Below are 25031 nucleotides of genomic sequence, written 5' to 3'. Positions count from 1 at the left end.
ATTTCTTGTTTGTTGGTTTTAGTTATTCTTTTTGGTCTGTTTGTGTGTTCAATCGGCCTAATTTCATCATAATATAAGTCTCGAATATAGTGTATATCAGGTACATCAGGAAGAAAGGGATGATAAAAAAGCGCGAATCCGGCTGCATAAGTTGATTGTACCCCAAAATGAACAGGATCGCGATAAATATTTTACCGATAGTAACGCCCAGAGACACATTTGTGAAGTCGTGCTTATTATCACTAAAGGCGGCTTTGCGACCGGCGTAGTACATCACCACACTCAGCAGTACGAAGATACCGAGGCTAATCCAGGCAATGGGCTGTACATCGGCAAACTGAGGGAAGGTATTGATACCGAAGGCTGTAGCGGCAGCGATGAGGGTAACGATTGCCAGTTGGAGATAAAACGCTTTTGCAGTCACTGATCTTTGTTGTTTTGGAAAAGAATGTCCTTAAGGGTGAGGTAAAGCGCTGCAAAGATAGAGAGTAAAGCCAAAAGGACCGTCAGATAGGGACGTTCGGTTTGCAACCGGGCATCAAGTTTCTGCCCGGCGAACGTCCCTATCAGGATGATAACGCCCATTTGGATGGCCATTCCAGAGTACTTGAGGTAGGCATCCACCTGTTTACGGGGGGCATCTTCACGGTCCTGGTCTTTTTTAGGATTGGGCACCTGCTGCCTTGTTTTCTTTTACGTTGCTGGCGGATTTACGGTCAGCAGTTTTACCATCAGGTCTAACGCCGGAGCCGTTTCTGCGGGCGGTACCTGCTCCCATAGAGCACGTGACATTAAAGGTTGCGCCAGACTGCACAATCAGCTTCTCTGTAGATACTTCACCGCTGACTACCGCAGATTCACGGACATTCAGGAGCTCACTCACTTCGAGGGTACCTTCAAATTTACCTTCCACTACCGCATTCTGACAGCGGATTTCGCCTTCAACATAGCCTGTAGGCCCAATGATAACCTTGGCGTCACAGACCAGCTTGCCTTTGATCGTGCCATCAATGCGGATGTCACTTTCTGACTTTACGGTACCTTCCACAACCGTACCTTTGACCAGGCTGTTGAGCCCGCTTGAAACGGTTGATGCACTATTGCTTTTCGTATTGGTGTTTTCTTTCTTGTTATTACCTCCGAACATAGTCCTGCTGTTTAAAGCGTGATATAATTAGTTAATGGGATAAAACCGGGGGCAGATGAAGGGTTTATTATCGTAGGTCAACAACGAAGATAACGCCGATGACCGGGTTTTGCAAAGCTTTACAAATAAAATCGCCCCAGGCTTAGGCAGCACGGGGCGATTTTACTGGCATGCAAGAGTCAGGCAACTGTCCGGTTAGAAGTTCGGACAGTATACCCCACGGCGTTCGATACCGCAGATTTTATACGCCAGGGCGAACTCGAAGCCGCCGTTGGCGTTACTCGCCTCCCGCAGAGGCGATACATTAATATCATAGCTGAAGCCGAGGCTGAAGTTTTCGTAATCGAAACGGGTGGAAAGAATAGCTGCGTCGTTCAGCACACCGCTCTCGATTTTATTGGAAACGCGCGTCCACAATCCGAACTGGAAAGACTGATTGGAACTGCCATTGCCTAACAGGAATTTAAAGCTTGTACCCGCATTCACCTGGAAAGAAGGCCCCTGACTCATTACAATCACGCCTGGCACCAGGCCAAACCGGCGCCCCATCATAAACTCACCACCAGCGTGGAAAGTAAAGCGGCTGTAGAGCAGGTCCTCGTCATCAGAGTTGAACGACTGATTGGAACGGTTGAGGTGGTGGAAGGCACCGCCAAAATAAAGGCTGTTGTTCTCATCAAAAACGCTGAACCACAGCAGACCGGCAGCCAGGTCCGCAAAGATGAAGTTGTCCCGGTCAAAGACCAGCTCTTCTCCGGACGGAGCAGTGCCATCAAAACCACCGAAACCATCGTGTTGCAGCCCCCAGCGTAGCTGAAGGAAGTCGATACTGCGCTGAGCTACCCCCGCTTCAGCCCCTACCACAAGGTAGTTGGCCTGTTTGCGGTAACCGCCCATGCGCTTGCTGTAGGAGGCAGAAAGCTTACCCGTCAGGGTAGAAAAGTTAGCTTCGCCCGCTTCATCGCCCCAGAAAGTACCACCGATACCGAAGTAATCGTAGCGGCCCACGGGGATACGCTGATCGTAAGAAAAGGAATACGTATTGTAAGCATTGGACCTCAGGACACTTGCCCACTGATTGCGGTAGTTGGCAACCATTCGGATATTGCAGTTCATCACACCAGTCATAGCCGGGTTCAGATTGAGCGGCGAGAGGTAGAACTGTGAGAAGTGGATATCCTGTGCGCTAATGGAAAGTGCGCCCAAGGCCAGCATACAAGTGACGAGAATCGACTTGAAATTTTTCATACAGGCGGTTATTTGTAAAATTGCTTCAATGAGTCAAAGTGATTGAATCGTAGATCTTTGTGATCGCTTTGTTTAAACTGGTGTTTTCGGTTCCTTAATTCCAGAAGCTGGAGTAGGGCTGTTAAAGCGGCGCTTTTGGGACAACCGCGTAGATGTATTTGCTAATGAATCACAATAATAGCGAATGTTAAGCAAAGGTTGAACATTTTTTCTGTTAAATGACTGCTAACGTCAAAGTCCGGTCAGAAAACAGCTAACAATAACCCTAACGTTGATTAATGGCCTTTCCGTTTGGTCAGGGCCTAATTTTCTTCCTCTTTCCGCCATATGGCTCCGTATTTCTCGACCAGCACGTTATCGTAATAGTCGGCCCGCTCAAAGAGGTGGCGGAACAATTTCATACCGGTGCTCAGGTTGAGGTAGCGGTCGAAAATCAGCAGCGAGAGCACCACATCCTGGTCTTTGATGCTAAAGGACAGGCCCTCGGTTTCGTAATTTTCGCGCAGCAGAAACTCATAGATGGGCTTGATATCCGTCTTTGGCAGGGCACACAAATAAGCGTCGCCCATAATGAGCCCTGTATCTTCGTGATAGGTGATATTGATCCGGGCGCTGCCCTCAATGATTTCCCAGTTGTTGGGCCCACGGCGGGACAGACGGACGTCCTGCCCGATTTCCACCAGTAACTCCTCAATGCTTTCAGCCACGCCCACAGGTTCGTACACTTCCGCAAACGATGGCAGGTATACCTTCGCCCCACAGTGCGGGCAATACTGATCGTTTTCCACTTCCTGTTCTGCCACCACGTTATCACAGGCTTCACAACGCGCTTTCACACCCGGCAGGGCTGCCTGATAATCCAACAGCGCCTGCTTCAGGTAGCGGACCGGCAGGGAAAATCCGATGTTGTCCCCCTGTTCCACGCCCAGCGTATTGATCCCGACAATGGTCCCCTGCCGGTCAATCAGCGGGCCACCGCTATTCCCGGGGTTGAGGGCCGCATCGTGCTGCAGGTAACGCACATTTTCCACCTCCCGGTTGGCATTGGAAATGATGCCCTGCGTGATCGAAAACTCCAGCCCAAAGGGGTGCCCGATGGACACGACAACATCCCCCTCCGTCAGCTCCTCATCATTGCCCAGGGTCACCGATTCAGGCGCCACCTCAAAGGGGTCCTGCATACGCAAAAAAGCCAGATCATACTTGGGGTCGGCGTAGACCACCGTAGCCAGTTGCTTGGGGAGGCGGTCGCCCCGGACCACCACCTCGCGATTGTCCTGCACGATGTGGTTATTGGTCACCACCAGCTGCTTATCAGGCAGCAGGAAGCCCGTGCCCGTGCTGTACGGCGTGGCAATCTGAATAATGGAGTCCCGGTACCGGTCAATAATCGCTTTCATAGAGTGGTCTGAGCTACACTTCTGCCTGTGAAGGTACAAAATCGCAACAATTGCCCGCTTTTTGGAGTTCCGAATTTTCAAAGCCATAAAAACATGCCGGAATTACCAGAAGTCAACGCCAAGAAAAACCACTTCGACCAGGTGGCTCTCCACCAGAAAATTGAGGCGGTCGACCTGATTGATACGAGCTACATCCTCAAGGAGATCAGTGGGCCGGCTTTCGCCGAAAAGCTGACGGGCCGCACCTTCACCGGGTCCTACCGCCGGGGCAAGTACTTTTTCGCAGAAATGGACAATGGCGACCATGTCCTCTTCCACTTTGGCATGAGCGGCCGCTTCCGTTATTACGATGACCCCGCCGACCAGCCCAAATACGAGCGTTTTGCCTTCGATTTTGAAGAGGGTGGCCGCCTCGGCTTCGACTGTCCCCGCAAACTGGCGCGCATTCATTATGTGGAGGACCTCGACGCCTTTATTGCCAAAAAGAACCTGGGAGAAGATGCCCTTGTCCTCAAAGAAGCCGACTTTTTAGAAATGGCTAAAGGCCGCAAGGGCACCATCAAAGGCTTCCTGCTCAACCAAAAGTACCTGGCTGGCATGGGCAACCTCTACGTGGATGAGGTGTGCTGGCAGCAGGGCATCCACCCGGCTTCCGTTATGGGCTTACTGAGTGAAGAAGAGCAGCGGGCGATGTTCCAAAATATGCAGGCCATTCTCCAGAAAGCTGTCGCCCTCGATGCCGTCTACCCGGATTACCCCGAAGAGTGGCTATGGAACCACCGCGATAAAGGCGGCACCTGCCCCAAAGACGGTACTGAACTGCAGCGCGACAAAGTGGCGGGGCGCTCGACCTATTACTGCCCGCAGTGCCAGGAGTTGCGGAGCTAAGGTTTAAGGGCTTCAGGGCAGGCTCACCGGGTGCACTAATCCAAGCCACTGCCGGGGCATTCACCCGGTGTGCTTTTCGTTTTGCCGTAGTCAGCACGCCGGGCGAAGGGAGAGCGCCCGGCGAGGAAGCCAAGCCAAGCCATTGCCGGGGCATTCACCCGGTGCGCTATGCCTATGCTTATGGTGAGGGCGACGGGCGAAGACCCGACATTGTTTTTCTCCACCCAATTCCGTATCTTACCATCCATTCACTAACCGCTAAAAACGGACCTCATGTTTATACACACACATTCCATCCGCCGAAGCCAAAAGGCGAAGGAGGACACACACATTCTGCGCACGACATTCTGTTAAGCTTCTTTTTTTCATGCTCATGATATCAGGCTTCCATGCCGCAACTGGACAAACCTACGTCACTTATGGTTTGTACGGAAAGTATGATGAAGACCCCAAGAGCTATTTCCTGCGCGTACAGTTCAATTTTATAGCTGCAGATGCACCTAACGAAGATGCTGCATGGTGGGAAGTAGGGGGGTATGACCTGTCCAATATGCCAAAACCTTTGGTTGAAGCGTTGTATAATTTTACCACGCACTGCAACGAAGCGGGCTTTCTCGCGGTGGAACTCTTGCGGCGCAATGGGGTAGAAGCAGCGGTGCAGTGCAACAGCCCGAGCCCGGCAATGGCTCAACAAAACAGCGGAGGGCCCCAGGCAAAGGAACTGCACCACAGGCAGGACCGTATAAGTGCTGCCTTTTTCCCTAACCCCACACAAGGCACCCTTCAGGTAGTCCTTCCGGAAGGGGCTGATCAAGCCTCCCTGATACTTTACAACCTACAGGGGCAGCCTGCTTTCCAGTCCCTGCTTACCGGGCAATATACCACCTTGCAACTGCCGGTGCCAGCGGGCATCTACTGGGCACGCCTGCAAATAGCCGGGCAGTAGCCGGTGCACCACAAAATCATTGTATCACGCTAAACAAGCTTGCCATGAAGCTAGTAACCAAAGCACTTTTATTGCTGCTGCTGGGGGCTGTAGGCCTTCGTGCACAGTCTTTTAATATTGCTGAAGATTTAGGGTATCAAAGTAACAAGTTTGAAAGCGTGATTGTCCATAACGATACAATTGTTGGTGTGGGTATCGCAAAGAATGACTCCCTCCGGCAGGGGGTTCTTATTGCCACTTTTGATTCGTCAGGGCAACAACTTAGCAGTACTTTGTTGCTTGATAATGAGGGGAGTAATTTATTTATGCGGCCTCATATTGGCGGTATCGCACCTGCGAATAATGGAGGGTATATAGTTCTTCCGCATACTGATCGTCTTAATGCCATTTTCATTAAGCTAGATAAGAACTTAAATGAAGAATTTCGCCATGAATATATCGACATTGATGATGTCAGCAATTTCGCCTATCTTGACCCTATACCCTTAGACGAGGGCTATTTGCTGTACGGGAGCATAGACAGGGACAATGGGGTGCCCGACCCCTTTGTGCGCATTGTGGACGAGCATGGGCAAACCGTGCGGCTTAATTTCTACGGGAATTATGAGGATAAGGACATCTACCAGGATGCACAGCTTTTAGGGGATTCTATTTTAGTAGCTGGGGGTCAGCGGCAGGTTAGCCTGGGCTATAGCAAAAACTTTTTCCACCGCATCCGCATATCCGATGGTGCCTTACTGGATAGCTGGGAGTCTTCAGTAAACGCGGACATGGGATGGCTGCGGCAATTGGTTGCCCTGGAAGATGGGGATATTATCACCTTTGGGCAGCAGCCGCTGGAAATTATCGACTGGAATACTTACATCGTACAGCCGATGCTGACCCGCCTCAATAGCAACTATGAGGTCGTTTGGCAGCGGCCGGTCTGGAGATCAGGTTACCATTCCCCAGGTCATGGTTTGTATGATATCAAGCAAGTGTCAGACGGCTACTTCGTAGGGGCTGGCCACGTAAGGAGCGTTGTAGATAATGACCCAACTACAGTAGGCTGGCTTTTTAAGTTTACAGCTTTTGGTGATTCGCTTTGGTCGCGCTATTACCTCCCACCATTTGACACTATTGGCAATACACTCCTTAATGGCAGTTTTTTCTCTTTCGGAGAGCTGTCCAGCGGTAATTTAGTCAGTGGTGGCAGTGCAAGCGGCGATGGCCCTCAGCGCCGCTGCTGGATCATCAAAACAGATGCCAATGGGTGTCAGGGGGAGACGCCCTGTGAGGTGCTTACGGGTTTGGCAGAGGCGGAGCCGATGGGGGAGCAGGGTATGCGGGTGTTCCCCAACCCTGCCTCCCGCCACCTTACCGTTGCCTGGCCGGGCGGAGCGCCCACGGGTACTGGCTACTTCACCCTCTATAATATGCAGGGGCAGGCCGTATGGGCGGCAGCAATGCCCTGTGCACCAGAGGTGCCATTACAGCTACCGGAGTTGCCGCCGGGCGTCTATGCCCTGCGCGTGGAAGTGGAGGGGCAGGCTTGGGTGGAAAGGGTGGTGGTTCGGTGATGAGCTGAGGTTTTGGTGTTGTGGTACTCTGGTGCTTTGGCTTTATGGTGTTCCCGGCTTCCCGGGCCTGTACGTAGGGACTGGTCAATCCGTACGGGTAGATATTGGCGCGCCCGGCTTACCTTATTGTAAGCCTCACCGGGTGCACTAAGCCAAGCCATTGCCAGGGCGCGCTGTACGTGTGCTTATGGTCTGCAGACCGGGCAAGAGCCGCAATCACTCACAGGTATTTCCATTCTGGCCACAAAACATCCCTTCCGGCAAGCCAGAGTTTACAAAGGTGGTGTTGGAGGCCTCCATTGAACCTGTACTTTCGATTTTTACCTGCCTGATACTTTCAATTACACTCCCAGGCTTAAGCACCACCCGGCCGGCAACCTGTAGCGCCTCTATGCGGCCCTCCGGGCAGTCCGTATGCAGTTTGCCGCTTTCTAAAATGAGCTCTCCACCATTTTCTACCGTAATTGAAGCCCCGGCCGGCAGGCTTAACTGACACTGCACCGTCAGGCGGGCATCAGCGGAAATGACCAGGCCGGAACGCAACGCCTGCGGAGCTTCCCACACGATGTCCGCACCCTGGGGAATCACCATATCTTCTGCTGTCGGGCGGCAGGGCACCGGATCAATGGTAAACCCGCCATTCCCATCCGGGAAGCGCTCAAAGTCCGGTTCCAATGCTGCAAAAAAGTGGTGCATCTTTCCAATTTGGCACTCTGTGAGGGCACAACGCTCCTGAAAATTGCACCCCAGGCGGTTGTAATCGGACTTCCAGGGGGTATCCGCGCAGCCATCGCCTCCGTCAGCATGTTTTTTGTGCGCCTGTAGCGGGCTAAGGTGATCTACCGAAAGGACATGAAAAATCTCCCCAAGCATCCCTTCCCCCAGGCCGGCTTCCGAACCGGGATAATCCACTTCGCAGGTTTGCTGCCCCGGCGTGATGCCATGTTGCCAGATATTGTACACCCCAAATAAAGCCTGGGCGGGATAGTCGGGTACCTGCCCTCGCTGACAGCCCATAGAGGAAGTCAGTCCGCCCCCACAGGGCCAGTAGCAGTCGTTCTCATCCGGTATACGGGGGTCACCGGGCGGCTCGGGCATCCATTTGCCACCGGTAATAAAAACATGGAAGGCATCCTGGGTTTCCGGAGCAATCAATGCATCATAATCCGGGTGTGAGGGGTCTGGCGATTTCAAATAGCGGTCATCCACCTGATACCAGTACTGATACCCCCCGGGCTTACAGCCGGAGAAGCCTATGCCCCAGCCTTTGTTATCGGGGTGGAAGAAGACGTCTTTTCCCGGTGTGCCGGTATTGAGCAGCCGGATCCGGGCATCTTTCATATGCGGAGAGCCATCTGTGGGGTCATCACAAAGGTTACTGAGCACCCCGTTGGGGCCATCAGGATCATCAAACCAGGAGCGGATGATATCAATGTGTTCTGCTGTGAAGTTGCCAGGGTCGTCCGGGTGGCGCACCCACTGCCCCAGGCTATCCGGGTGCTCTTTCTGGAAAATATGCACAATGGTTTGCATATAACGCACCTGGGTAAGCTCAGGGTAATCCGGATCCGGAGCATAATTAACGGATTGGTCGCAGGAAGCCTCGGCCTCTTCCGGTGGCCAGCAGTTCGGATACGGGCCGCCTGTCGTACCCGGAGGGCCGGGGCAAACCGAGCATTGCTCACGGGTGCGCCCGGCACGGCGATTGCGGAATCGGCACTGATCAAGGGCTGTAAAGGACGCCGTGAGCGAAAGCCACGTCTCGCGCGGCGTAGCCTGTATGGGCACCTTTTTAAAAGTATAGGCCCCGCCATCCAAAGCCGACACCTCAACTTCTGCGGCTTTCAACAAATACGCTCCCTCGACCCGGAGCAGGCCCTGCTCAGGATGTTCGGTAAAGGTGACTTCTATATCACCATAGAATAGGTCATCGGTCCAGTCGAGCGTCTCCTGATCCTCGCAAAATGCACGCTTGGCCAGCTTCACCTCCACGATAGGGCAATCAGAAACGGCAGGCTGCAGCCACAGCCAAAAACCAACTAATGCAGATAGGGCAGGAAAAATCATAAGCTTTTAATTATGAGTCATTAAACGCTTTATGCACACAGGAGATTGCACCCCTTACTTTATCCGGATTTGAGCGGCCGCATTGACAAAGAGCGTATTCCCAATCTCCTCGTACCCTTTAAACAACTCTGCACCCTGATGCTTCACCGGCCCGTCCCGGAAACCAATGATGGTGAGATCGGCATCCTTAGATTTTTCGGAGATGATCGTCTTGGGATCGATGTCCGGCTTGCGCGGAATGACCTCGATGTTATGCCTGGAAATCGGCAGTTGCCCGGCTTCAATCAGGGTAGACAGGCGTTCACGCTCTGCCTCGACGTTGTCTTCCGGATAGAGGGCAAATATCTTGATCTGCCCACGGCTCCACTCCCGGTGCCCCAGGATGATGTAGCCCAGCAGTATCATCAGGTTGGCATTCTCATAGTCGTTAGACGTAATCCAGATGTGAATGCCTTGCTTTAGCCCGTAGCCCCGTTCCGAACTTCCAAGAATGACCAAATCAAAGTCCACCGATTTGATGAGCTTGAAGTTATCCACGATGTCCTCCAGGTTATCGGGCTTTACTTTGCTGAATTCCACAAGCAGCAGGTTATTATCCGTACCGGAAATGCCAGGTAGCTGAATGACCTGCGCCACCGCCGAGGTATAGGACGGGCTTGTCAGGGTATCAATATAAATATTGCTGTCGGTGGCCTCTGCCATTTTGATCAGGCGGGCCTTTGAGGCGCTCGCCTCCTGATAGGTGCTGCGGGACAGGTAGCCGTTAATTTTGTGGATATAGGTTCCGAAACCATAACGCTGTGCAATCCACCGGAGCATATCAAAGGCCGCAAGCCGGTCAAAGGAGTGCTCAGAAATACAAACGGCAGATGGGCGCCAGCTACCGGTCTGCTCCTTGTCGGCTTTCTGCAAAAACACCTGCAACTGCCGGCTGATCTGGAAAATCACCCCCTGGAAAATAATCGCAATATTTTTCTTGTCCGGATTGAAGCGGCTGACCAGCAGGTAAATGCCCACCATGAACAGCAGCGCCATGATGGCATAACCCGCATTCATGAAAAACATCAGTCCAAAACAGGCAATGGCCCCAAACAGAGAAATGTACCAGCGGGACCGGAACGTAGGGCGGTAGGATGGGTCAGCAGCAAAGTGCTGCAGGAAGGAAATCAGGCACAGGGAACCATAAGTCACCATAAAAAACATGGAGATGATTTCCGCCACGGCATCCAGCCCGCCCATCATGATGAAGACAAAAGCCACCACTACAGTCACCACAGTAGCATTGAAAGGTTCATCATTCTTCCCCCTCCCCCGTGACAGCCAGAAATTCACAAACTTGGAAGGGATGAGCTGATCTCGGGCAATGGCCTGTAAGGTACGCGGGGCCACCAGAATAGACCCGATAGCCGAGGAAATCGTAGCTGCTGCCAGGCCGACGGGAACCAGCCACCAGCCCTGCCAGGCAATTTCGCCCATTACCAGCCGGCTAGTGTCCGCCAGTTGCTCGGGGCTGGCAGATACCGCCAGCTTGTAGGCAATAAAAACGTAGACCACCATGCCCGTCAGCGTCCCCGCAAGCGTACCTAAAGGAATGGAACGCCCCGGATTCTGCAGGTCGCCGGAAAGCCCCACTCCTGCCGTCATACCGGTAAATGCCGGGAAAATAATAGCGAAAACGGAAAAGAAGCTCAGTGCGACAATAGGTGGGATATTCTCCTCCTGCGCGGGCGGCTCGGCCGGGGCCGCTCTCAACTCCGGCACATTGGGATTTGCCGGGGCGGAGCTCACAGCTGTATCCAACTGGAAAGGCAACGTGGCAGAATCAATCGCCGGCTGTACCGGATTGACCTCTACCTCCTGATAAGACTGCACATTGGCAAACGGGTCGAGTGGTGTGGTTTTACCATATTCGGTTTGCCCGGCAAAGAACGCAATCAGCGCGATGCCTAGCGTAGCGACCACAAAATATAGCATCTTCACCCCCAGATCGGCACCTTTTGAAAGCACCACAATAGTCAGCAGAATCAGTGCCGGAATACTGACAGTCTGTTTCTTATCCAGCAGCCACTCCACCGCAGGCGAAAAGTGATAGGTTTCCCTAAGGTATTCAAACAAAGGGGTGAAAGCTTCTGCGAAAGCGATGATGTAGAACGCCACGCTAATGCCCTGAGAAAAGTATAAAGCGATACCGATAGACGAACCGATCACCAGGCCAAAAGAACGGGAGATGATGTAGTACTCTCCCCCACCCTCTACTTTTTGGTTGGTCGCAATCTCGGCAATCGCCATAGCCGTGGGTATGGTCACGGCGTGCCCGATGAGGATAATAGCGATCGTACCCAGCAGCCCCACCTGCCCCACTGCAAAACCAAAGCGCAAAAACATGACTGCACCGAGAATAGTGGAGATGGCCGTGAAGAATACAGGGGCAGTGCCGAATTTGCGGGCGTTGGTGCTCATTGGGTGTGTACTTTGAGGAGTAATACTGACGATTAAGTGGTTTGCCACAGCAAACCTACTCAATGCTTGCCCGTATCCCTTCGCCTTTGGGCTTTGACCACCTTAAAGGCAGGAGGGTCAGCATTTACGCTGAGAAGTGGCTTGCGCCTGTCCTGATAAGCTGCGCTTCGTCACGGGCTGATATCGTAAACCACTTCGTATTGCGTAAATATACTTCTTGTCGGGTAGTTTGACAAGTTTGTTCAGTGCTGTAGACGCCTGAACAGGCAATCGTCACACAAAAGGCATTATATTTGCCGCATGCAGCAGCCTACCTTTTTTCAGTTTGAATCTGCGACGCCCCGCCGGCTGGGGTACCTTGGCATGTTCGGTCTTTTGGTACTCGCGGCCCTGTTTTACCGGGAGCGGGCGTGGATGCTGGATATTGCCTTTCAGACCTTCCTGATGATCAACGATGGCACGGTGCAGGTCATGGTCAACCGGTTTGGGTCGGCCCTGGTGCAGTTACTGCCACTGAGTGCCATCAAACTGGGGGCTCCGGTGGAGGTGATTTCTTTTTTATATTCCATTTCTTTCCCGCTGTTGTTCCTGGGTTTCTACACCATAACGGTTCGGGTGCTTCGCAACGACTTTCTGGGCTGGGCCATCGTACTACTCTACACCCTCATCGTGTACGATGCCTTTTACTGGGCCACTTCTGAGCAACAGCAGGGACTGGGCGCGGTGCTGGTCTTTTTTGCCTACTGGCTGCGCTACCCCCGGCAGGATAAGCCCTGGATGTGGGCATTGAGCGCATTTTCGGTCGTGGCGCTGGCTTATTATCACCCGCTGATCTTTATCTCCTTTTACTTCCTGTGGGCGTACTTCGGGCTGCACTTTCGTGCAAAAATCAACGGTTGGGCTTACTGGGCACTGGCCGGATTTATGGCAGTCGTGCAGGGTGTAAAATCCTGGCTTTCCGCCAACTGGTACGACAATGCAAAGTACAGCTCCTTTTCGGACAACCTGGCCGCCTACTTCCCGAACTACTTTGACTTCCCGGCACACAGCAAATTCCTTTATAACGCCCTCACCATCTGGTATGGATTCCCCGTTTTACTGTTGGTGGTCACCGGTTTTTACCTGTACCGCCGCCACTGGCTCAAGCTCGGGCTGATATGGCTGACCTGCTTTGGCTACCTTATGTTATTGCACATTGGCTCGCCGGAGTCCGAACACCGCTTTTACGTAGAGGTGAACTATATGGCCCTAAGTATTTTTGTCGGAGTGCCTTTCCTTTTTGAGGTCGCTCCGCTGCTCAAAGGGCGCAAGCTGGCTTATCTCCTTGGAGGCATCCTTGCCCTGCGCCTTGGCACCATCGCTATCCACCACCAACCCTTTGAAGCCCGCTGGCGATGGGTGGAACAAGCCGTAGCTGCCCCCGAATCCGGCAACCGGTTCTACCGCACAGAAGCAGAAGCGCCAATGGATACCCTGCTGATGTCCTGGGGTATCCCTTACGAAAGCCTGCTGATTTCCAACGCCCGGACCGAGGGGCAAAACGTGCGCACCCTGCTCGTCCACCCGGATATGAAAGCCTTTGAAGAACCCCTTGAGCAAGACACGGTTTTCATTACGCCTTTCAAGACCTATCCCGTGCGGGAATTAAATACATCCTATTTCCCAATTGGCCGGGGCTCCTACAAAAGTTTGCCAGGCGACATACGATAACACAATGTTCACTACAGGCTGCTGCTCCTGTTGAAATGCTACGATTTTTGTGTAACCTCTGAACAAATAGCCATTATTGGCAATAGATACGTTCAGCAACTTCAAAACACAAAAACAGATAAGCATGAAAAAAAGACTTCTACCGCTCTTCGCCTTGTTATTTTTCTCCCTGGGCGTACAAGCCCAGCGCAATTGCGGCGCCACCGAATACATGGAGCTACAGCAGCAAACCTATCCCAAATTCGAAGAGAACAGACAGCAAATTGAAAAACATACCAACCGGATGCTGGCACAGCCCGGGCTGAGGTCTGTCAACGGGACCATTACCATACCAGTGGTGGTGCATGTGGTCTACAACAACCAAAGCGAAAACATCAGTATGGCGCAGATTCAAAGCCAGATTGATGTACTGAACGAGGACTTCCGCCGGCTCAATCCTGACGCTTCTGATACCCCCGGTGACTTCCAGCCGGTGGCTGCAGATTCAGAAATTGAATTCTGCCTGGCAACGGTAGACCCGCAAGGCAACCCGACAGATGGCGTCACGCGGACACAAACTTCCAATTCCTCATTTGGTACTAACAACACTGTAAAATTTTCCAGCAGTGGTGGCAAAGATGCCTGGCCCGCTGATCAGTACATGAACGTCTGGGTATGCGACATTAGTGGCGGTATTTTGGGATACGCGCAGTTCCCCGGTGGCCCGGCAAGCACTGATGGTATCGTTGTGGACTATCAGTACTTTGGTACAATTGGTACAGCTACTGCCCCCTTCGACCTGGGCCGTACTGCCACACATGAAGTCGGCCACTACCTCAACCTCCGCCACATCTGGGGCGATGGAAACTGTAATGTAGACGATCAGGTGGGAGATACGCCCCGGGCTGGTGGCCCCAATTACACCGGTGGTGCCTGTAATTACCCCGGCCCCAACAGCTGTAATGAAGGTGCCGGCGACCTGCCTGATATGTTTCAGAACTACATGGACTATTCCGATGATGGCTGTATGAATTTGTTTACGCTCGGCCAGAAAGCCCGGATGCGCGCTCTGTTTGAGCCGGGCGGCTTCCGCGCAAGCCTGCTCAACTCATCCGTCTGCGGACCAGTCACACCACCTACCTGCGATGATGGCATTCAGAACGGGGACGAAGAGGGCGTGGACTGCGGAGGCTCCTTCTGCGATGCCTGCCCCTGCAATACCGCTGGCCTGACGCTGTCCATAACGCTTGACAACTATCCGGAAGAGACTTCCTGGTCCATCACCAATGCTTCCAATTCCATCGTCGCGTCCGGAGGCAACTACGGCAACCTGCCCGATGGCGCCACGGTGACCGAAAATATCAACCTGAGTGGAGGCAACTATACCTTCACCATCAACGACACTTATGGCGATGGCATATGCTGTCAGTATGGCAACGGCTCCTACACCCTGACCGATAGCGATGGGGCGGTGATTGCCTCCGGTGGTGGATTTGGCAGCTCAGAAAGCACTGACTTCTGTACCGATGCGCCTGCGGCCACTTGCGATGATGGCATCCAAAACGGAGCGGAGACCGGTATAGACTGTGGCGGGCCTGACTGCCCTGCCTGTCCGACCTGCAATGATGGCATTCAAAATGGTGCAGAAACCGGCATCGATTGCGGTGGGCCCGATTGCGCCCCCTGCATACAGAGCTGTGACGACCCCGTCAACCTTGCTGTATCGAATATTACGGCTACAAGTGCTACGCTTTCATGGGCACCACAGCCCAATGCGAATCTCTACCGTATCCGCTACCTGCCTGATGGTGGCAGTTTAACCACTCTGACTTCCGCATCAAATAGTATAACGCTTACCGGGCTCACGCCGGACATCAACCATCAGTGGCAGGTGCGCACCGAGTGCAATAACGGCAACTCCGCTTACATCACAGGCACGTCATTTATCACACAGGCAAATGCATGCCCTGATAGCGATGACGATGGCATTTGCGATGCTGATGACCAATGCCCGGGCTTCGATGACAACCTTATCGGTACAGCTTGTGATGATGGGGACGACTGTACTGAAAATGATACTTACAGCAACGATTGCAATTGCGCTGGCACGCTCATTGATGCGAACAATAACGACATTTGCGATTTGGACGAAGCCGGCTGCACCACTCCTCTCAACCTGCAGGCCAGCGATCTCACCAACAGCAGTGCACTCCTGAGCTGGAGTGTTGTCCCTGCCGCAGGCACCTACGAGTTACAATACCTGGAACAGGGGGCCCCTTTAAGCAACCTCGTCAGCATAAATGTCGGCAGCAGTAGCTCAATAGTTGCCGGGCTTGATGCAGGCACCACCTACCTTTGGCGGGTGCGGGCACTTTGCAGCGGAGAAAATGCTCCATGGTCTTCTGTGGAGACATTCACCACCTTGTCCGGTGCATGCCCGGATGACGATAACGATGGGATCTGCAATGCAGACGATCAATGCCCTGCCTTTGATGACAACCTCATCGGCACAGCCTGTGACGACGGGGACGACTGCACCGAGAATGACACCTACGGCAATGATTGCAACTGCTCGGGAACCCTGATCGACACCAACAATAATAACATCTGCGACCTCAATGAAGCCTGTACAGACCCTGTCAACCTCAATGCAGTAGCCTTCTCCAATACCACTGCCCAATTCTCATGGGATGCGGTGCCGGCTGCGAATGCCTACCGTTTACAGTTCCGGCCGATTGGCGGCAACCCGGTTTCTCTGGATATCCCGGACAATACGTATGTGGCAAACGGGCTGCCCCCTGCTTCTACCGTACAATGGCGGGTACGGGCACTTTGCGACAACGAGAATTCCGGATTTGTAGTGGGCCCGGCGGTTACCTTAAGCGATCCTACACGGACCCGTGCTGCAGAGACCGGCTTCGAACTCTTCCCAAACCCGACTTCCGGCAACTTTACGCTCGCACTGAAGGATTGGGATGGGCGTCCGGGTGCGGTCCTCATCCGCAGTGCGGTAGGGCAAGTCCTTTATCAGGCGGCCGCCGCTCATTCGCAGCTCAACATCGACCTGCGGGCACTGAATATCCCGGCGGGCGTGCTCTTCATTACAGTTGAACAGGATGGCCGGGCCCCGATGACCAAGCGGCTGCTGTATAATGGACAGTAGCCTCTGCTAAGCAGGCTCAGAGTCCTCCATCTGCAAACGGCAGGTGGGGGACTTTTTTTTCTCCATTTAGTTGGCTACCTTTAAGGTAGAACCAGTCTTGTCTACTCAAGTGCGCCCACTTTACCGTGTTATCATTTTTGACGATCACCCGCTTATTCACGAGGGGCTTAAACAGTTGCTCGGAGGCGAAGAAGCGTTTACCATCCAAAGTTGTGCCAGCAGCGCTGAAGAACTTGAAAAAGCCCTTGCCCAGACCGCTGACCTTTTGATGCTGGACTTGAATATCCGCGGAAAAAGTAGCCTGAAATGGGTGGAACACATCCGGCTTCAGCAACCTGGAATCAAAATCCTGGCCTTCTCTTCCTACCATGCCCCGGGCGTAGTACGTAGAGCCTCAACCAAGGTGTTGATGGCTACCTCCTGAAGGACACCACTAAAGCCGAACTGCTGCAGGCCTTTAAAACCCTGCTTCGGGGCGAGTTATACCTCAGCCCGCGCATCCAAATGCCGGGGCGGCCCCAGGACCCAATCTTCCAGGATACTTTCACCCGGTTCAGCAACCTGACTTCACGGGAGCAAGAGGTAGCCAAAGCTATTCTGCAGGGCCTGAGTAGTCAGGAGATCGCAAACCGCTTGTTCATTAGCCTGCATACTGTGCAAACCCATCGAAAAAATCTATTCAGAAAGCTGGATGTTCACTCTGCAGCGGAACTGATCCGCCTGCTTCATGATACAATAGATACAGGGAATACAAACCGGAAGCAACCCCCACCGGAATCTGCCGGGTAGTAGTCAAAGGTTCCGCCGAGCAATGCCGCCCGGTCTTTGATGTGTGCCAGCCCAAGCCCCATATTCACCTCGTCCACTGACAAGCCCTTGCCATCATCGCAGTAGTGCAGGGTACACGCATCGGTGAATTCCAAAGACAGCCTGATCCGGGTTGCCCCCGCGTGTTTGAGTGTATTGCTTAGCAGTTCCTGGACCACCAAAAAGACGGAGTAATACTGTAGCCGGCTTAGGGTCCGGGCCTGTTCCGCTTCCGGCAATTGCGTGCTTACCTCAAGCCCTGCCTGATCAGCCACCTGCCCGGTCAGGGCTTCAATGGCCATGATGAGCCCTTCCTCTTCAAGCAGTGCAGGAGAAATAGCGTGGGTGAAGTTTCGGATGCTCTCGGATATTCGTGTCAGATCTTCTAAAACAGGCTCCACTTGCGTAAGCTGGCCAGAAGGCTCACCTGACAGCCGCATTTTTAGTAACGCCAGTTGGATACTAATGCCATCGTGCAGCTCCTGCGACAGGCGCTTGCGCTCTTTGTACTGCCCCAACAGCAGCGCGTTGGCGGCCTTAAGCTGAGAACGGGACAGCGCCTCACTAAGCTGCGTATTCTGAATAAATGTACGCCTAAGGTAATGCCCGAACAAGCCCCCTAGTGTAAGCAGATCCAGAAGCATGAACAAAAGCGTCAGCTCCATGCTCCAGGGAGTATTGAGCGACCCTAACTGCTCAATTTCAAAAAGAGCCAGCGCGATGAGCGAAAACATAAACGCTAACAGAAAAAGTAAAGCGCCTCCCCTGCCCTCACGGCGATAGGTGCCTATGCACGCTATGATAACTCCAAGGTTGATCAGCAACAACAACAGTAACCCACTGCGCCCCAGCCATATCTTGAAAAACCCTCCTAAAACCGGATAGCTCAGTACTCCAGGCATGAAAACCAGTAAGAGCGCCACCTGCGCCAACTGAAACAAACGGTGCAAAAGGGGTGCACCGTCCCGTAAACCCAGATACCGCCTGGCCATTTCCAGCAAGCTCACGTGAAAGAAGATCAGGAACAAATACCCCAGCCCGTTCCAGTAAGGATGGTTGGGCCACAGGTACATCGCACCGTAGCCTGTGATGATGAATACCATCAGCAGGCCCGAGGTGATGTACAGCGCGAAGCTCAGCAGCAGCCCCTGCCGGGCCACCAGGCCCAATACCACCATCACCACAGCCAGGCAGGTGAGTGCACCAAGGAAGAGGACCATCAAAAAGCGGCTACTCCGGTCGCCCTCTTCAAAAGCAGCAGGCTCCCACAGCTGGGGCTGAATGGTAATGGTTTCTTCCCTTTTGTCATAACAGATGTACAAAACCCCTTCCTGCAGTGCCTCAAGGGTAACCGGGAAAAGGTAGGTGGGATGGCCGATCATGCGGTTCCCAAATGGCAAATAATCTCCCATTGTGGGCGAAGCAAGCGGAGGGCTCTCAGCCGGGTCCCAGAAAAAGGCTATCCGGTTGGTGCGCACCTCTTTGCTCTGTACAAGCAATGAAAGAGGCGTAGTGCCTGAATTGCTAATGTACACTTTGACCCACAACAAGTCTTTCCCAGCGAAAAAAGCGCCATCGGTGCTCGAAAGGCTGCCCCACCCATGATCAGGAAGGTGCTTCAGCCCCTCCACCCCAAGCTCCGTATCGGGCGTGCGATAGAGCTGCCCCCACTCAAGCAGTTCTATCTGCCTGAAACCCGGAGTAAGCCGAAGGGTGTCCTGCCCCAACAATACATTGGAGACAATCAGGAGCAGTGGTGTGAAAAAAATAATATGCTTCACCGGGGCTTGAGTTAGCGGGTAAAAATACCCTGCAGAGGGGATATGCACACAAAATTCAGTCCTCTAATTTTGATTTTTGAAATAATGACCTGAAAACCCTGGTATCATGAAGTGCACAAATATCCTGTTTTTGCTAGCTTTTCTTTTCCCCGTTTCCTGGCTGTCGGCTCAGGCTACCTCCACCCTTTACTGGGCGGATAACAGCTCTTCCCTGAGTTCCATTTCCCCGACTAATGGCACCCCTGATGTACTGGACTTTGAATTTGTGAGCCCCAGCGGACCCGCTCAGGTTACGTTTGACGAAGTAAGCAACGCGCTGTACTTTGTAGACCTTGAACGTATAATACGCCTGGACTGGACGAATGCCAGTGCCGTTGAAATACTGGCGCAGCCTGCTGGCTCCAGTCTCATAAGAGGGCTGGCGGTGGACGGTCCTAACAATACATTGTATTGGAGCGAAGGCAACACCGTCATGAAAAGTGCGCTCGATGGCAGCAACCCTCAGGTCTTCTTCGAAAGTCCGAATACTAATGACCTGTTAGGCAATTTTGCGATTGACCTGGTGAATCAGCAGCTTTTTGTGTTAACCTTTTCAAATGGGTTTTTCAGTATTGACATCGCCTCTGCCGCAGCAACGTTTGTGAGTATGCCCGGATTTCACAGAACAATCGAGTTCGACCCCGGCCAAAGCCAGGTGTACCTTTTCGGAGGAGCCGGGATTATTCGCTGCGATACGGATGGGAGTAACCTTACAACGCTGGTTCCCGGTTCCTTCTTACTTGGAGGCATGGCCCTCGATCTGGTGAACAACCAGTTATTCTGGACCGATACAAGCGGCGGCATCATGCGCGCCGCTCTTGATGGCACCAATCCCATTACCTTCCGGGGATCCGGATTTGAGGCTCAGGGCAGGCTACATATTAGGGCATCGAATGGTATCCTATTTTGGTTTTCCAGATCCTTTGGCCCCCAAACGGACCGCCTTCGAATTGTACGCTCACCGGTTGCTCCTACAGAAGGAGAGGGCTGGGATAGTGTGGCGAACGATGGGGCATCCGGGACCAAAGCGGTCGTTGTTGATGGGCAGGAAAACTTCATTTACAGTACCAATGGCGCCTTCATTCTAAAATCTACTAACCTGGATGGTTCTCCGGTTCAATCCTATGCCAATTCTGGCTTGGTGTATTCATGGATTTGCTGTAGTGAAGACTTCAATAACTACGGCAACTACTGGTTCAACCCGGGTTTCCCTTTAAACATTGAGGGTATGGCCATTGATGCTGCTGCTCAGGAATTGTACTGGACGTCAGATTTTCAAAATACCCAGTATATTTTCAAATTAGACCTCACCAACTATGTCGGGCAGGGCAAGGTAGATACCATCATTGCTGCGGGGCCTAATTCTCCGCTGAATAGTATTTATCCATTTGACGAAATCGCTGTAGACCCTGCCAACGGAGACCTTTACTGGACCACTAATGCGGCCATTCTGACCTCGAAAGTCAACGGTATTGATGCACAGGTCCTTATGGATTGGGCGTCCTCTCCCCTTACGCTCCCTCCAAACAGCAATTATGGCAGAGCTATTGCTCTTGATGCCACCAATCAAAAAATGTACTTCACCGATGCGGGCAACATCCTTCGCGCCAACCTCGATGGCTCAGGGCTGGAAACCATCGTGGACGAAGCATCAGATATTATCGAAATTGAGCTCGACGTAACCGCCCAACTCCTCTACTGGTCTAACGCAGAGGGGCAGCTCAACTCGGCTACATTTGATGGGGATAATATTTCGATCGTTTCTGATGGCACATTGGCAGATGGCATCGGGGATCTTGGGATTTTCAATACCGCCTCCACCAATCCGCCACTTCCCACCGTGACCATTTCCGGAACGAACTGTAGCCCGGTAGGCTATGCCATTGATGGGGTGTACACCTATGACGAGGATTTGACACTCGCGACTGGAGTTACCATCTTCACCCATGAAAACCAGTTGCTGCATTTGCGCAAAGATCATCTGCTCAACATCAATGGCTGGCATATCCTATTTGCTGATGGTAGTGGCTTATTTTACTCCAATCCCAATCAGACGGAATGGCCACCAACCGATGGATGGATACTGAACGGTAATGGCCCGGATTTTTGTAATGAGCTTCCTACGCTAACCGGCTACGTCATCCCCTCCTGCACTGCTACCTTAACAGCTGGCTCCGATACCCAATCTGCTTGCGCGCTGGAGGAAATCATTGAAGTCTCCTATAATACCACCGGAGTGACTGGCCTTACCGAAACCGCCAACCTGGTAACCGGTATGTTTGGGCTGCCCGATGGGGTAAGTGCCGTTTGGAGCGACGACCAGCTAACGATCTATGGAGCACCTACGGAAACAGGGATATTCAATTATGCTATTCCGCTTTGGGGCTGTACCGACCTGACGGTTGCCGGCACGATTACCGTAGACCCCTGCGGTGGCCTGCAGGCCGGCTGTACTGACCCGACAGTACAACTGGGAAATGACGGTACGGTAGAAATCACCCCCGCACAGGTGGAGGAAGGCACCATTGCCTTAGACGGCATCGCCAGCCTTTCCCTCGATCAAAGCTCATTCGACTGCTCCCACATCGGCAGCGACAACCCGGTGGTATTAACTGTCACCGACTTAGACGGAGACGAAAGCACCTGTGCGGCGAACGTAACCATCCTGGACGAAACGCCTCCCGAAGCGGTTTGCCAGGATATTATCATTTCCACAGATGCCACAGGCAACGCCACCATTAGCCCTTCCGATTTAGACAATGGGTCTACTGATGCCTGTACCTCCGACCTTGGCTTCACCGTAGATATGGCAACCTTTGATTGTGCCGATACGGAGGTGATGGTTACGCTGACTGTGACTGATGATTCGGACAATCAGAGTACCTGCATGGCTACCGTTACTGTTCAGGATCAGGTGGCGCCAACAGCTGTCTGTCAGGATATTGCCGTTCAGTTGGATGCATCGGGCAACGGCAGCTTTATGCCTCAGCAAGCCGATGATGGCTCTGCGGATAACTGTTCCGACAACCTGACTTTTGAAGCCAGTCAGAGTAGTTTTGACTGTGCGGATCTTGGGGATGTGCCTATTATGCTGTTCGTCAGTGATGGCAGCCCTCATTCCGGTTCGGGTAGCTGTATGGCTACCGTAACGGTACAGGACCTGATCCCTCCACAGGCTGTTTGCACCCCTGCCACCGTTAGCCTGGATGAGAACGGACAGGGCACGCTCCCTACTTTCGCCATTGACGGCGGCTCTACGGACAACTGCAGTACCCTTCAAATTGCAGCAAGCAAAAACAACTTCGACTGTGCCGGCCTGGGAGCACAGGACGTCATCCTCACTGTGACCGATGGCAGCAACAATACAGACAACTGTACTGCGAGTGTTACCGTAGTGGACGAATTGCCTCCTGTAGCCCTGTGCCAGGACCTGATACCGCTCACCCTGGACATCAGCGGGCAGGCGACACTCGAAGCCACAGATGTAGACGATGGCTCCTTTGATAATTGCGGCATTACCCTCCGTTATCTCGACCGTACGACCTTCTCGTGTGAGGATGGGACATCACAGAATGTACTGCTTACGGTGGAAGATGAATCTGGCAATTCGGCAACCTGCTGGACTACCGTATCCCTTAACGACATTACTCCTCCTACCGCACTTTGCCAGGACATCACTGTTGCTGTAGATGCAAATGGCCAGGCCGTTCTTGATGGCAGTAGCCTGGACGCCGGATCAACGGATAATTGCGGCATCGCATACTTCGAAGCCTCCCCTGCCGGACTAACCTGTAATGACATCGGATTCAACACCGTAATTCTGACCGTGAGAGATGAAACCTACGACAATTTTGCCAATTGTGTTGCTACGGTGACCGTTGTGGATGACACACCTCCTGAGGCGATTTGTATCCCTTCCAATACTTTTGCATTGGAGATTGACCCTGCCGGTGCCACACCCACTACACTCCATGCTGCTGATATTGATAACGGCTCCTTTGACGCATGTGGCATTCAGGTACTTTCTGTGTCCCCTGCTATGTTTACCTGTGCAGATGTTGGGGCCGCCGATGTTACCCTAACCGTCACTGACCAGTCCGGGCTCAGTAGTTCCTGTACCACTTCGATTTCCATTGTAAACGCACTCATCGGGGAAGCCTGTGACGACGGTGATGATTGCACGCAAAATGACGTCTACGATGCAAATTGCAACTGTGCGGGCGAACTGATTGATGAGGACAACAACGGCGTTTGCGATCTAAATGAGTGCACAAAACCTGTCGACCTGCAAGTTAGCAATATCACTTCAAACACAGCAGAGCTATCCTGGACAGAGGTGGGGGCGGCAGAAGAGTACCTGATCCGTTACCGCGTCAATGGCGGCCCTGCTAATAATGCCCTGTCTGCCAGCAACAGCTTTACGCTCAACAACCTGCCGGGAAGCGCTACAATAGATTGGCGGGTACGGTCGATCTGCCTGACCGGGCAATCCGCTTTTGAAAATGGGCCGGCGTTTGAAACGCTGTCAGATGACTGCCCCGATGCCGATGGAGATGGCATTTGTGATGCAGAGGATACCTGCCCTGATTTTGACGACACCCTCATCGGCCAACCCTGCGATGACGGCGACCCCTGTACCATCAATGACACCTATAGCAGCGACTGCGACTGCCTCGGTGCATTACTGGACGAAAACTTCAATGGAGAATGCGACTTAGAGGAGCCCGAATGCGGCGCGCCCCAAAACCTCGCTGTCTCTAATGTAGGGCCCAACCAGGCAACCCTATCCTGGGAAGCCGTAATTGGTGCGGTGGAATACCGCCTGGGCTATGCACCGAACGGACAGGGCGGCTTTGTGCTTTCTTTCCCCTCAAATACACACACTTTAACCGGTCTTTCACCGGAAACACTACACTTTTGGCAAATCCGGGCAAAATGCGATGGCGTTAATTCTCCAAATACGCCTGGCCCGGCGTTCACGACTGCTGCCGACGGTTGTCCCGATGCGGACCAGGACGGCATTTGCGATGCGGATGACCAGTGCCCGGGTACCGACGACAACATCATTGGTACGTCTTGCAATGACTTTGACAACTGCACACAGAATGATGTCTACACTGCTGACTGTACATGTACAGGGACCCTGATTGACAATAACAACAACGGCATCTGTGACCTCGATGAGCTCTGCGATGCCCCCGGCAACCTGAGCAGCACCGCCCTCTCCCCCACCTCAGGGACGGTTTCCTGGGCTCCTGTACCCGGAGCCGTAGCTTACAAGCTGCAGTATTTGAGCCAGAGCACAGGAGTCGGGCAGCAGACCCTCTCCGGCAACAGCTACACTTTTGAAGGCTTCCCCGGAGGTGACCTTATACAGTGGCGGGTACGGACCATATGCGCCAATAGTAACTCCAGTTGGGAAGTAGGTCCTGCCCTGCAATTGCCCGCTGCCTTCCAGGGTACGCCCGAAGCAGGCAGGGGGACTCCAAAAAACCAAACCCAATTACCCGACTGGCACGCTATTGAGCAGCAGCTTCAGGAGTTAAGCTTTGAAGTTTTCCCTAATCCGGCCCGCCATCAGGCTACCTTGGTCTTGTCAAACCCCTTACCGGAAGCAGAGGTGGTGGCCTACAGCCTGCTTGGGCAAGAACTGATGCGACAAAACCTGCGCGGCCAGCAGGTGCTGCAACTTAAGTTGGGCAGCTGGGCCATCAGGCATACCGCTGTTGTCATAGCGGTCTTTGAACCCGGGCAGCCGCCTAAAACACAAAAGCTGCTTTTGGCAGAATAGAGGCACAGCACGGTGGAGCCTGCTCCGGAACTAAACCACGGTCAGT

17 protein-coding genes are annotated in these 25031 nt (G+C 53.0%); 8 read left to right on the top strand and 9 right to left on the bottom strand.

Translation table 11 applies throughout. The features are described from left to right. Positions 1-22: 22 nt before the first annotated feature. The 5 genes from ACO08I_RS20810 to ACO08I_RS20790 form a co-directional block, all read right to left on the bottom strand. Positions 23-424 (bottom strand): hypothetical protein, encoded by a 402-nt coding sequence (locus ACO08I_RS20810; RefSeq protein WP_282780773.1) that lies wholly within the window; start codon positions 422-424, stop codon positions 23-25. Beyond that, positions 421-675, bottom strand: coding sequence for an AtpZ/AtpI family protein (locus tag ACO08I_RS20805; protein ID WP_044216510.1), 255 nt, complete (start codon positions 673-675; stop codon positions 421-423). The genes ACO08I_RS20810 and ACO08I_RS20805 overlap by 4 nt, the downstream gene beginning before the upstream one ends. Further along, the gene (locus ACO08I_RS20800; RefSeq protein WP_282780776.1) at positions 662-1147 is read right to left on the bottom strand and encodes a bactofilin family protein; all 486 of its coding nucleotides are present in this window, start codon (positions 1145-1147) and stop codon (positions 662-664) included. The genes ACO08I_RS20805 and ACO08I_RS20800 overlap by 14 nt, the downstream gene beginning before the upstream one ends. A gap of 195 nt (positions 1148-1342) precedes the next feature. Further along, on the bottom strand, positions 1343-2395 hold the full coding sequence (locus ACO08I_RS20795) for a PorP/SprF family type IX secretion system membrane protein (RefSeq protein ID WP_044216512.1): 1053 nt from the start codon (positions 2393-2395) through the stop codon (positions 1343-1345). Positions 2396-2697: 302 nt separating this feature from the next. Continuing rightward, entirely contained in the window at positions 2698-3795 is a 1098-nt protein-coding gene (locus tag ACO08I_RS20790) for a trypsin-like peptidase domain-containing protein (RefSeq protein ID WP_421946963.1), read from the bottom strand. 93 nt (positions 3796-3888) lie between these two features. On the opposite strand from ACO08I_RS20790, the gene ACO08I_RS20785 reads away from it, so the two are divergent. Beyond that, positions 3889-4683, top strand: coding sequence for an Fpg/Nei family DNA glycosylase (locus tag ACO08I_RS20785; protein ID WP_421946962.1), 795 nt, complete (start codon positions 3889-3891; stop codon positions 4681-4683). Positions 4684-4718: 35 nt separating this feature from the next. Here the strand turns inward: ACO08I_RS20785 and ACO08I_RS20780 are convergent, their stop codons facing one another. Beyond that, the gene (locus ACO08I_RS20780) at positions 4719-4931 is read right to left on the bottom strand and encodes a hypothetical protein (RefSeq protein ID WP_421946961.1); all 213 of its coding nucleotides are present in this window, start codon (positions 4929-4931) and stop codon (positions 4719-4721) included. Between the two features lie 119 nt (positions 4932-5050). Here ACO08I_RS20780 and ACO08I_RS20775 point away from each other — a divergent pair, with 119 nt between their 5' ends. Then, positions 5051-5629: a T9SS type A sorting domain-containing protein gene (locus ACO08I_RS20775; RefSeq protein ID WP_421946960.1), complete on the top strand. Its 579-nt coding sequence runs from the start codon at positions 5051-5053 to the stop codon at positions 5627-5629. A 44-nt stretch (positions 5630-5673) separates the two neighbouring features. Continuing rightward, positions 5674-7188: a T9SS type A sorting domain-containing protein gene (locus ACO08I_RS20770; RefSeq protein ID WP_421946959.1), complete on the top strand. Its 1515-nt coding sequence runs from the start codon at positions 5674-5676 to the stop codon at positions 7186-7188. Between the two features lie 216 nt (positions 7189-7404). On the opposite strand, the gene ACO08I_RS20765 is transcribed toward ACO08I_RS20770, so the two are convergent. After that, entirely contained in the window at positions 7405-9255 is a 1851-nt protein-coding gene (locus ACO08I_RS20765) for a hypothetical protein (protein WP_282775242.1), read from the bottom strand. Positions 9256-9309: 54 nt separating this feature from the next. Next, complete coding sequence (locus tag ACO08I_RS20760) at positions 9310-11715, bottom strand: amino acid permease (RefSeq protein WP_044216522.1); 2406 nt, start codon at positions 11713-11715, stop codon at positions 9310-9312. 300 nt (positions 11716-12015) lie between these two features. Here ACO08I_RS20760 and ACO08I_RS20755 point away from each other — a divergent pair, with 300 nt between their 5' ends. The 4 genes from ACO08I_RS20755 to ACO08I_RS20740 all read left to right on the top strand — a co-directional run bounded on the left by ACO08I_RS20755 (position 12016) and on the right by ACO08I_RS20740 (position 17356). Further along, the gene (locus ACO08I_RS20755) at positions 12016-13425 is read left to right on the top strand and encodes a hypothetical protein (RefSeq protein ID WP_282775243.1); all 1410 of its coding nucleotides are present in this window, start codon (positions 12016-12018) and stop codon (positions 13423-13425) included. A gap of 124 nt (positions 13426-13549) precedes the next feature. Continuing rightward, positions 13550-16567 (top strand): fibronectin type III domain-containing protein, encoded by a 3018-nt coding sequence (locus tag ACO08I_RS20750; RefSeq protein ID WP_421946958.1) that lies wholly within the window; start codon positions 13550-13552, stop codon positions 16565-16567. Positions 16568-16676: 109 nt separating this feature from the next. After that, positions 16677-16991 (top strand): response regulator, encoded by a 315-nt coding sequence (locus ACO08I_RS20745; RefSeq protein ID WP_421949729.1) that lies wholly within the window; start codon positions 16677-16679, stop codon positions 16989-16991. 80 nt (positions 16992-17071) lie between these two features. Next, complete coding sequence (locus ACO08I_RS20740) at positions 17072-17356, top strand: LuxR C-terminal-related transcriptional regulator (RefSeq protein ID WP_421946957.1); 285 nt, start codon at positions 17072-17074, stop codon at positions 17354-17356. Here ACO08I_RS20740 and ACO08I_RS20735 read toward each other — a convergent pair. Next, on the bottom strand, positions 17293-19155 hold the full coding sequence (locus ACO08I_RS20735) for a sensor histidine kinase (RefSeq protein WP_421946956.1): 1863 nt from the start codon (positions 19153-19155) through the stop codon (positions 17293-17295). The two genes, ACO08I_RS20740 and ACO08I_RS20735, sit on opposite strands and share 64 nt — an antisense overlap. A 106-nt stretch (positions 19156-19261) precedes the next feature. Here ACO08I_RS20735 and ACO08I_RS20730 point away from each other — a divergent pair, with 106 nt between their 5' ends. Continuing rightward, complete coding sequence (locus ACO08I_RS20730; protein WP_282775247.1) at positions 19262-24985, top strand: fibronectin type III domain-containing protein; 5724 nt, start codon at positions 19262-19264, stop codon at positions 24983-24985. The last annotated feature ends 46 nt before the right edge of the window (positions 24986-25031 follow it).

Source organism: Phaeodactylibacter xiamenensis (assembly GCF_965229835.1).
GTDB lineage: Bacteria > Bacteroidota > Bacteroidia > Chitinophagales > Saprospiraceae > Phaeodactylibacter > Phaeodactylibacter xiamenensis.
This window is presented reverse-complemented; position numbering and strand designations above follow the sequence as displayed.

Excerpts from the sequence above, each read along its gene's own strand:
- ACO08I_RS20750 (WP_421946958.1), top strand. The coding sequence starts at position 13,550 with ATGAAAAAAAGACTTCTACCGCTCTTCGCCTTGTTATTTTTCTCCCTG.
- ACO08I_RS20730 (WP_282775247.1), top strand. The coding sequence starts at position 19,262 with ATGAAGTGCACAAATATCCTGTTTTTGCTAGCTTTTCTTTTCCCCGTT.
- ACO08I_RS20770 (WP_421946959.1), top strand. The coding sequence starts at position 5,674 with ATGAAGCTAGTAACCAAAGCACTTTTATTGCTGCTGCTGGGGGCTGTA.
- ACO08I_RS20765 (WP_282775242.1), bottom strand. The coding sequence starts at position 9,255 with ATGATTTTTCCTGCCCTATCTGCATTAGTTGGTTTTTGGCTGTGGCTG.
- ACO08I_RS20800 (WP_282780776.1), bottom strand. The coding sequence starts at position 1,147 with ATGTTCGGAGGTAATAACAAGAAAGAAAACACCAATACGAAAAGCAAT.
- ACO08I_RS20775 (WP_421946960.1), top strand. The coding sequence starts at position 5,051 with ATGCTCATGATATCAGGCTTCCATGCCGCAACTGGACAAACCTACGTC.
- ACO08I_RS20785 (WP_421946962.1), top strand. The coding sequence starts at position 3,889 with ATGCCGGAATTACCAGAAGTCAACGCCAAGAAAAACCACTTCGACCAG.
- ACO08I_RS20780 (WP_421946961.1), bottom strand. The coding sequence starts at position 4,931 with ATGGATGGTAAGATACGGAATTGGGTGGAGAAAAACAATGTCGGGTCT.
- ACO08I_RS20760 (WP_044216522.1), bottom strand. The coding sequence starts at position 11,715 with ATGAGCACCAACGCCCGCAAATTCGGCACTGCCCCTGTATTCTTCACG.
- ACO08I_RS20755 (WP_282775243.1), top strand. The coding sequence starts at position 12,016 with ATGCAGCAGCCTACCTTTTTTCAGTTTGAATCTGCGACGCCCCGCCGG.
- ACO08I_RS20740 (WP_421946957.1), top strand. The coding sequence starts at position 17,072 with ATGCCGGGGCGGCCCCAGGACCCAATCTTCCAGGATACTTTCACCCGG.
- ACO08I_RS20795 (WP_044216512.1), bottom strand. The coding sequence starts at position 2,395 with ATGAAAAATTTCAAGTCGATTCTCGTCACTTGTATGCTGGCCTTGGGC.
- ACO08I_RS20790 (WP_421946963.1), bottom strand. The coding sequence starts at position 3,795 with ATGAAAGCGATTATTGACCGGTACCGGGACTCCATTATTCAGATTGCC.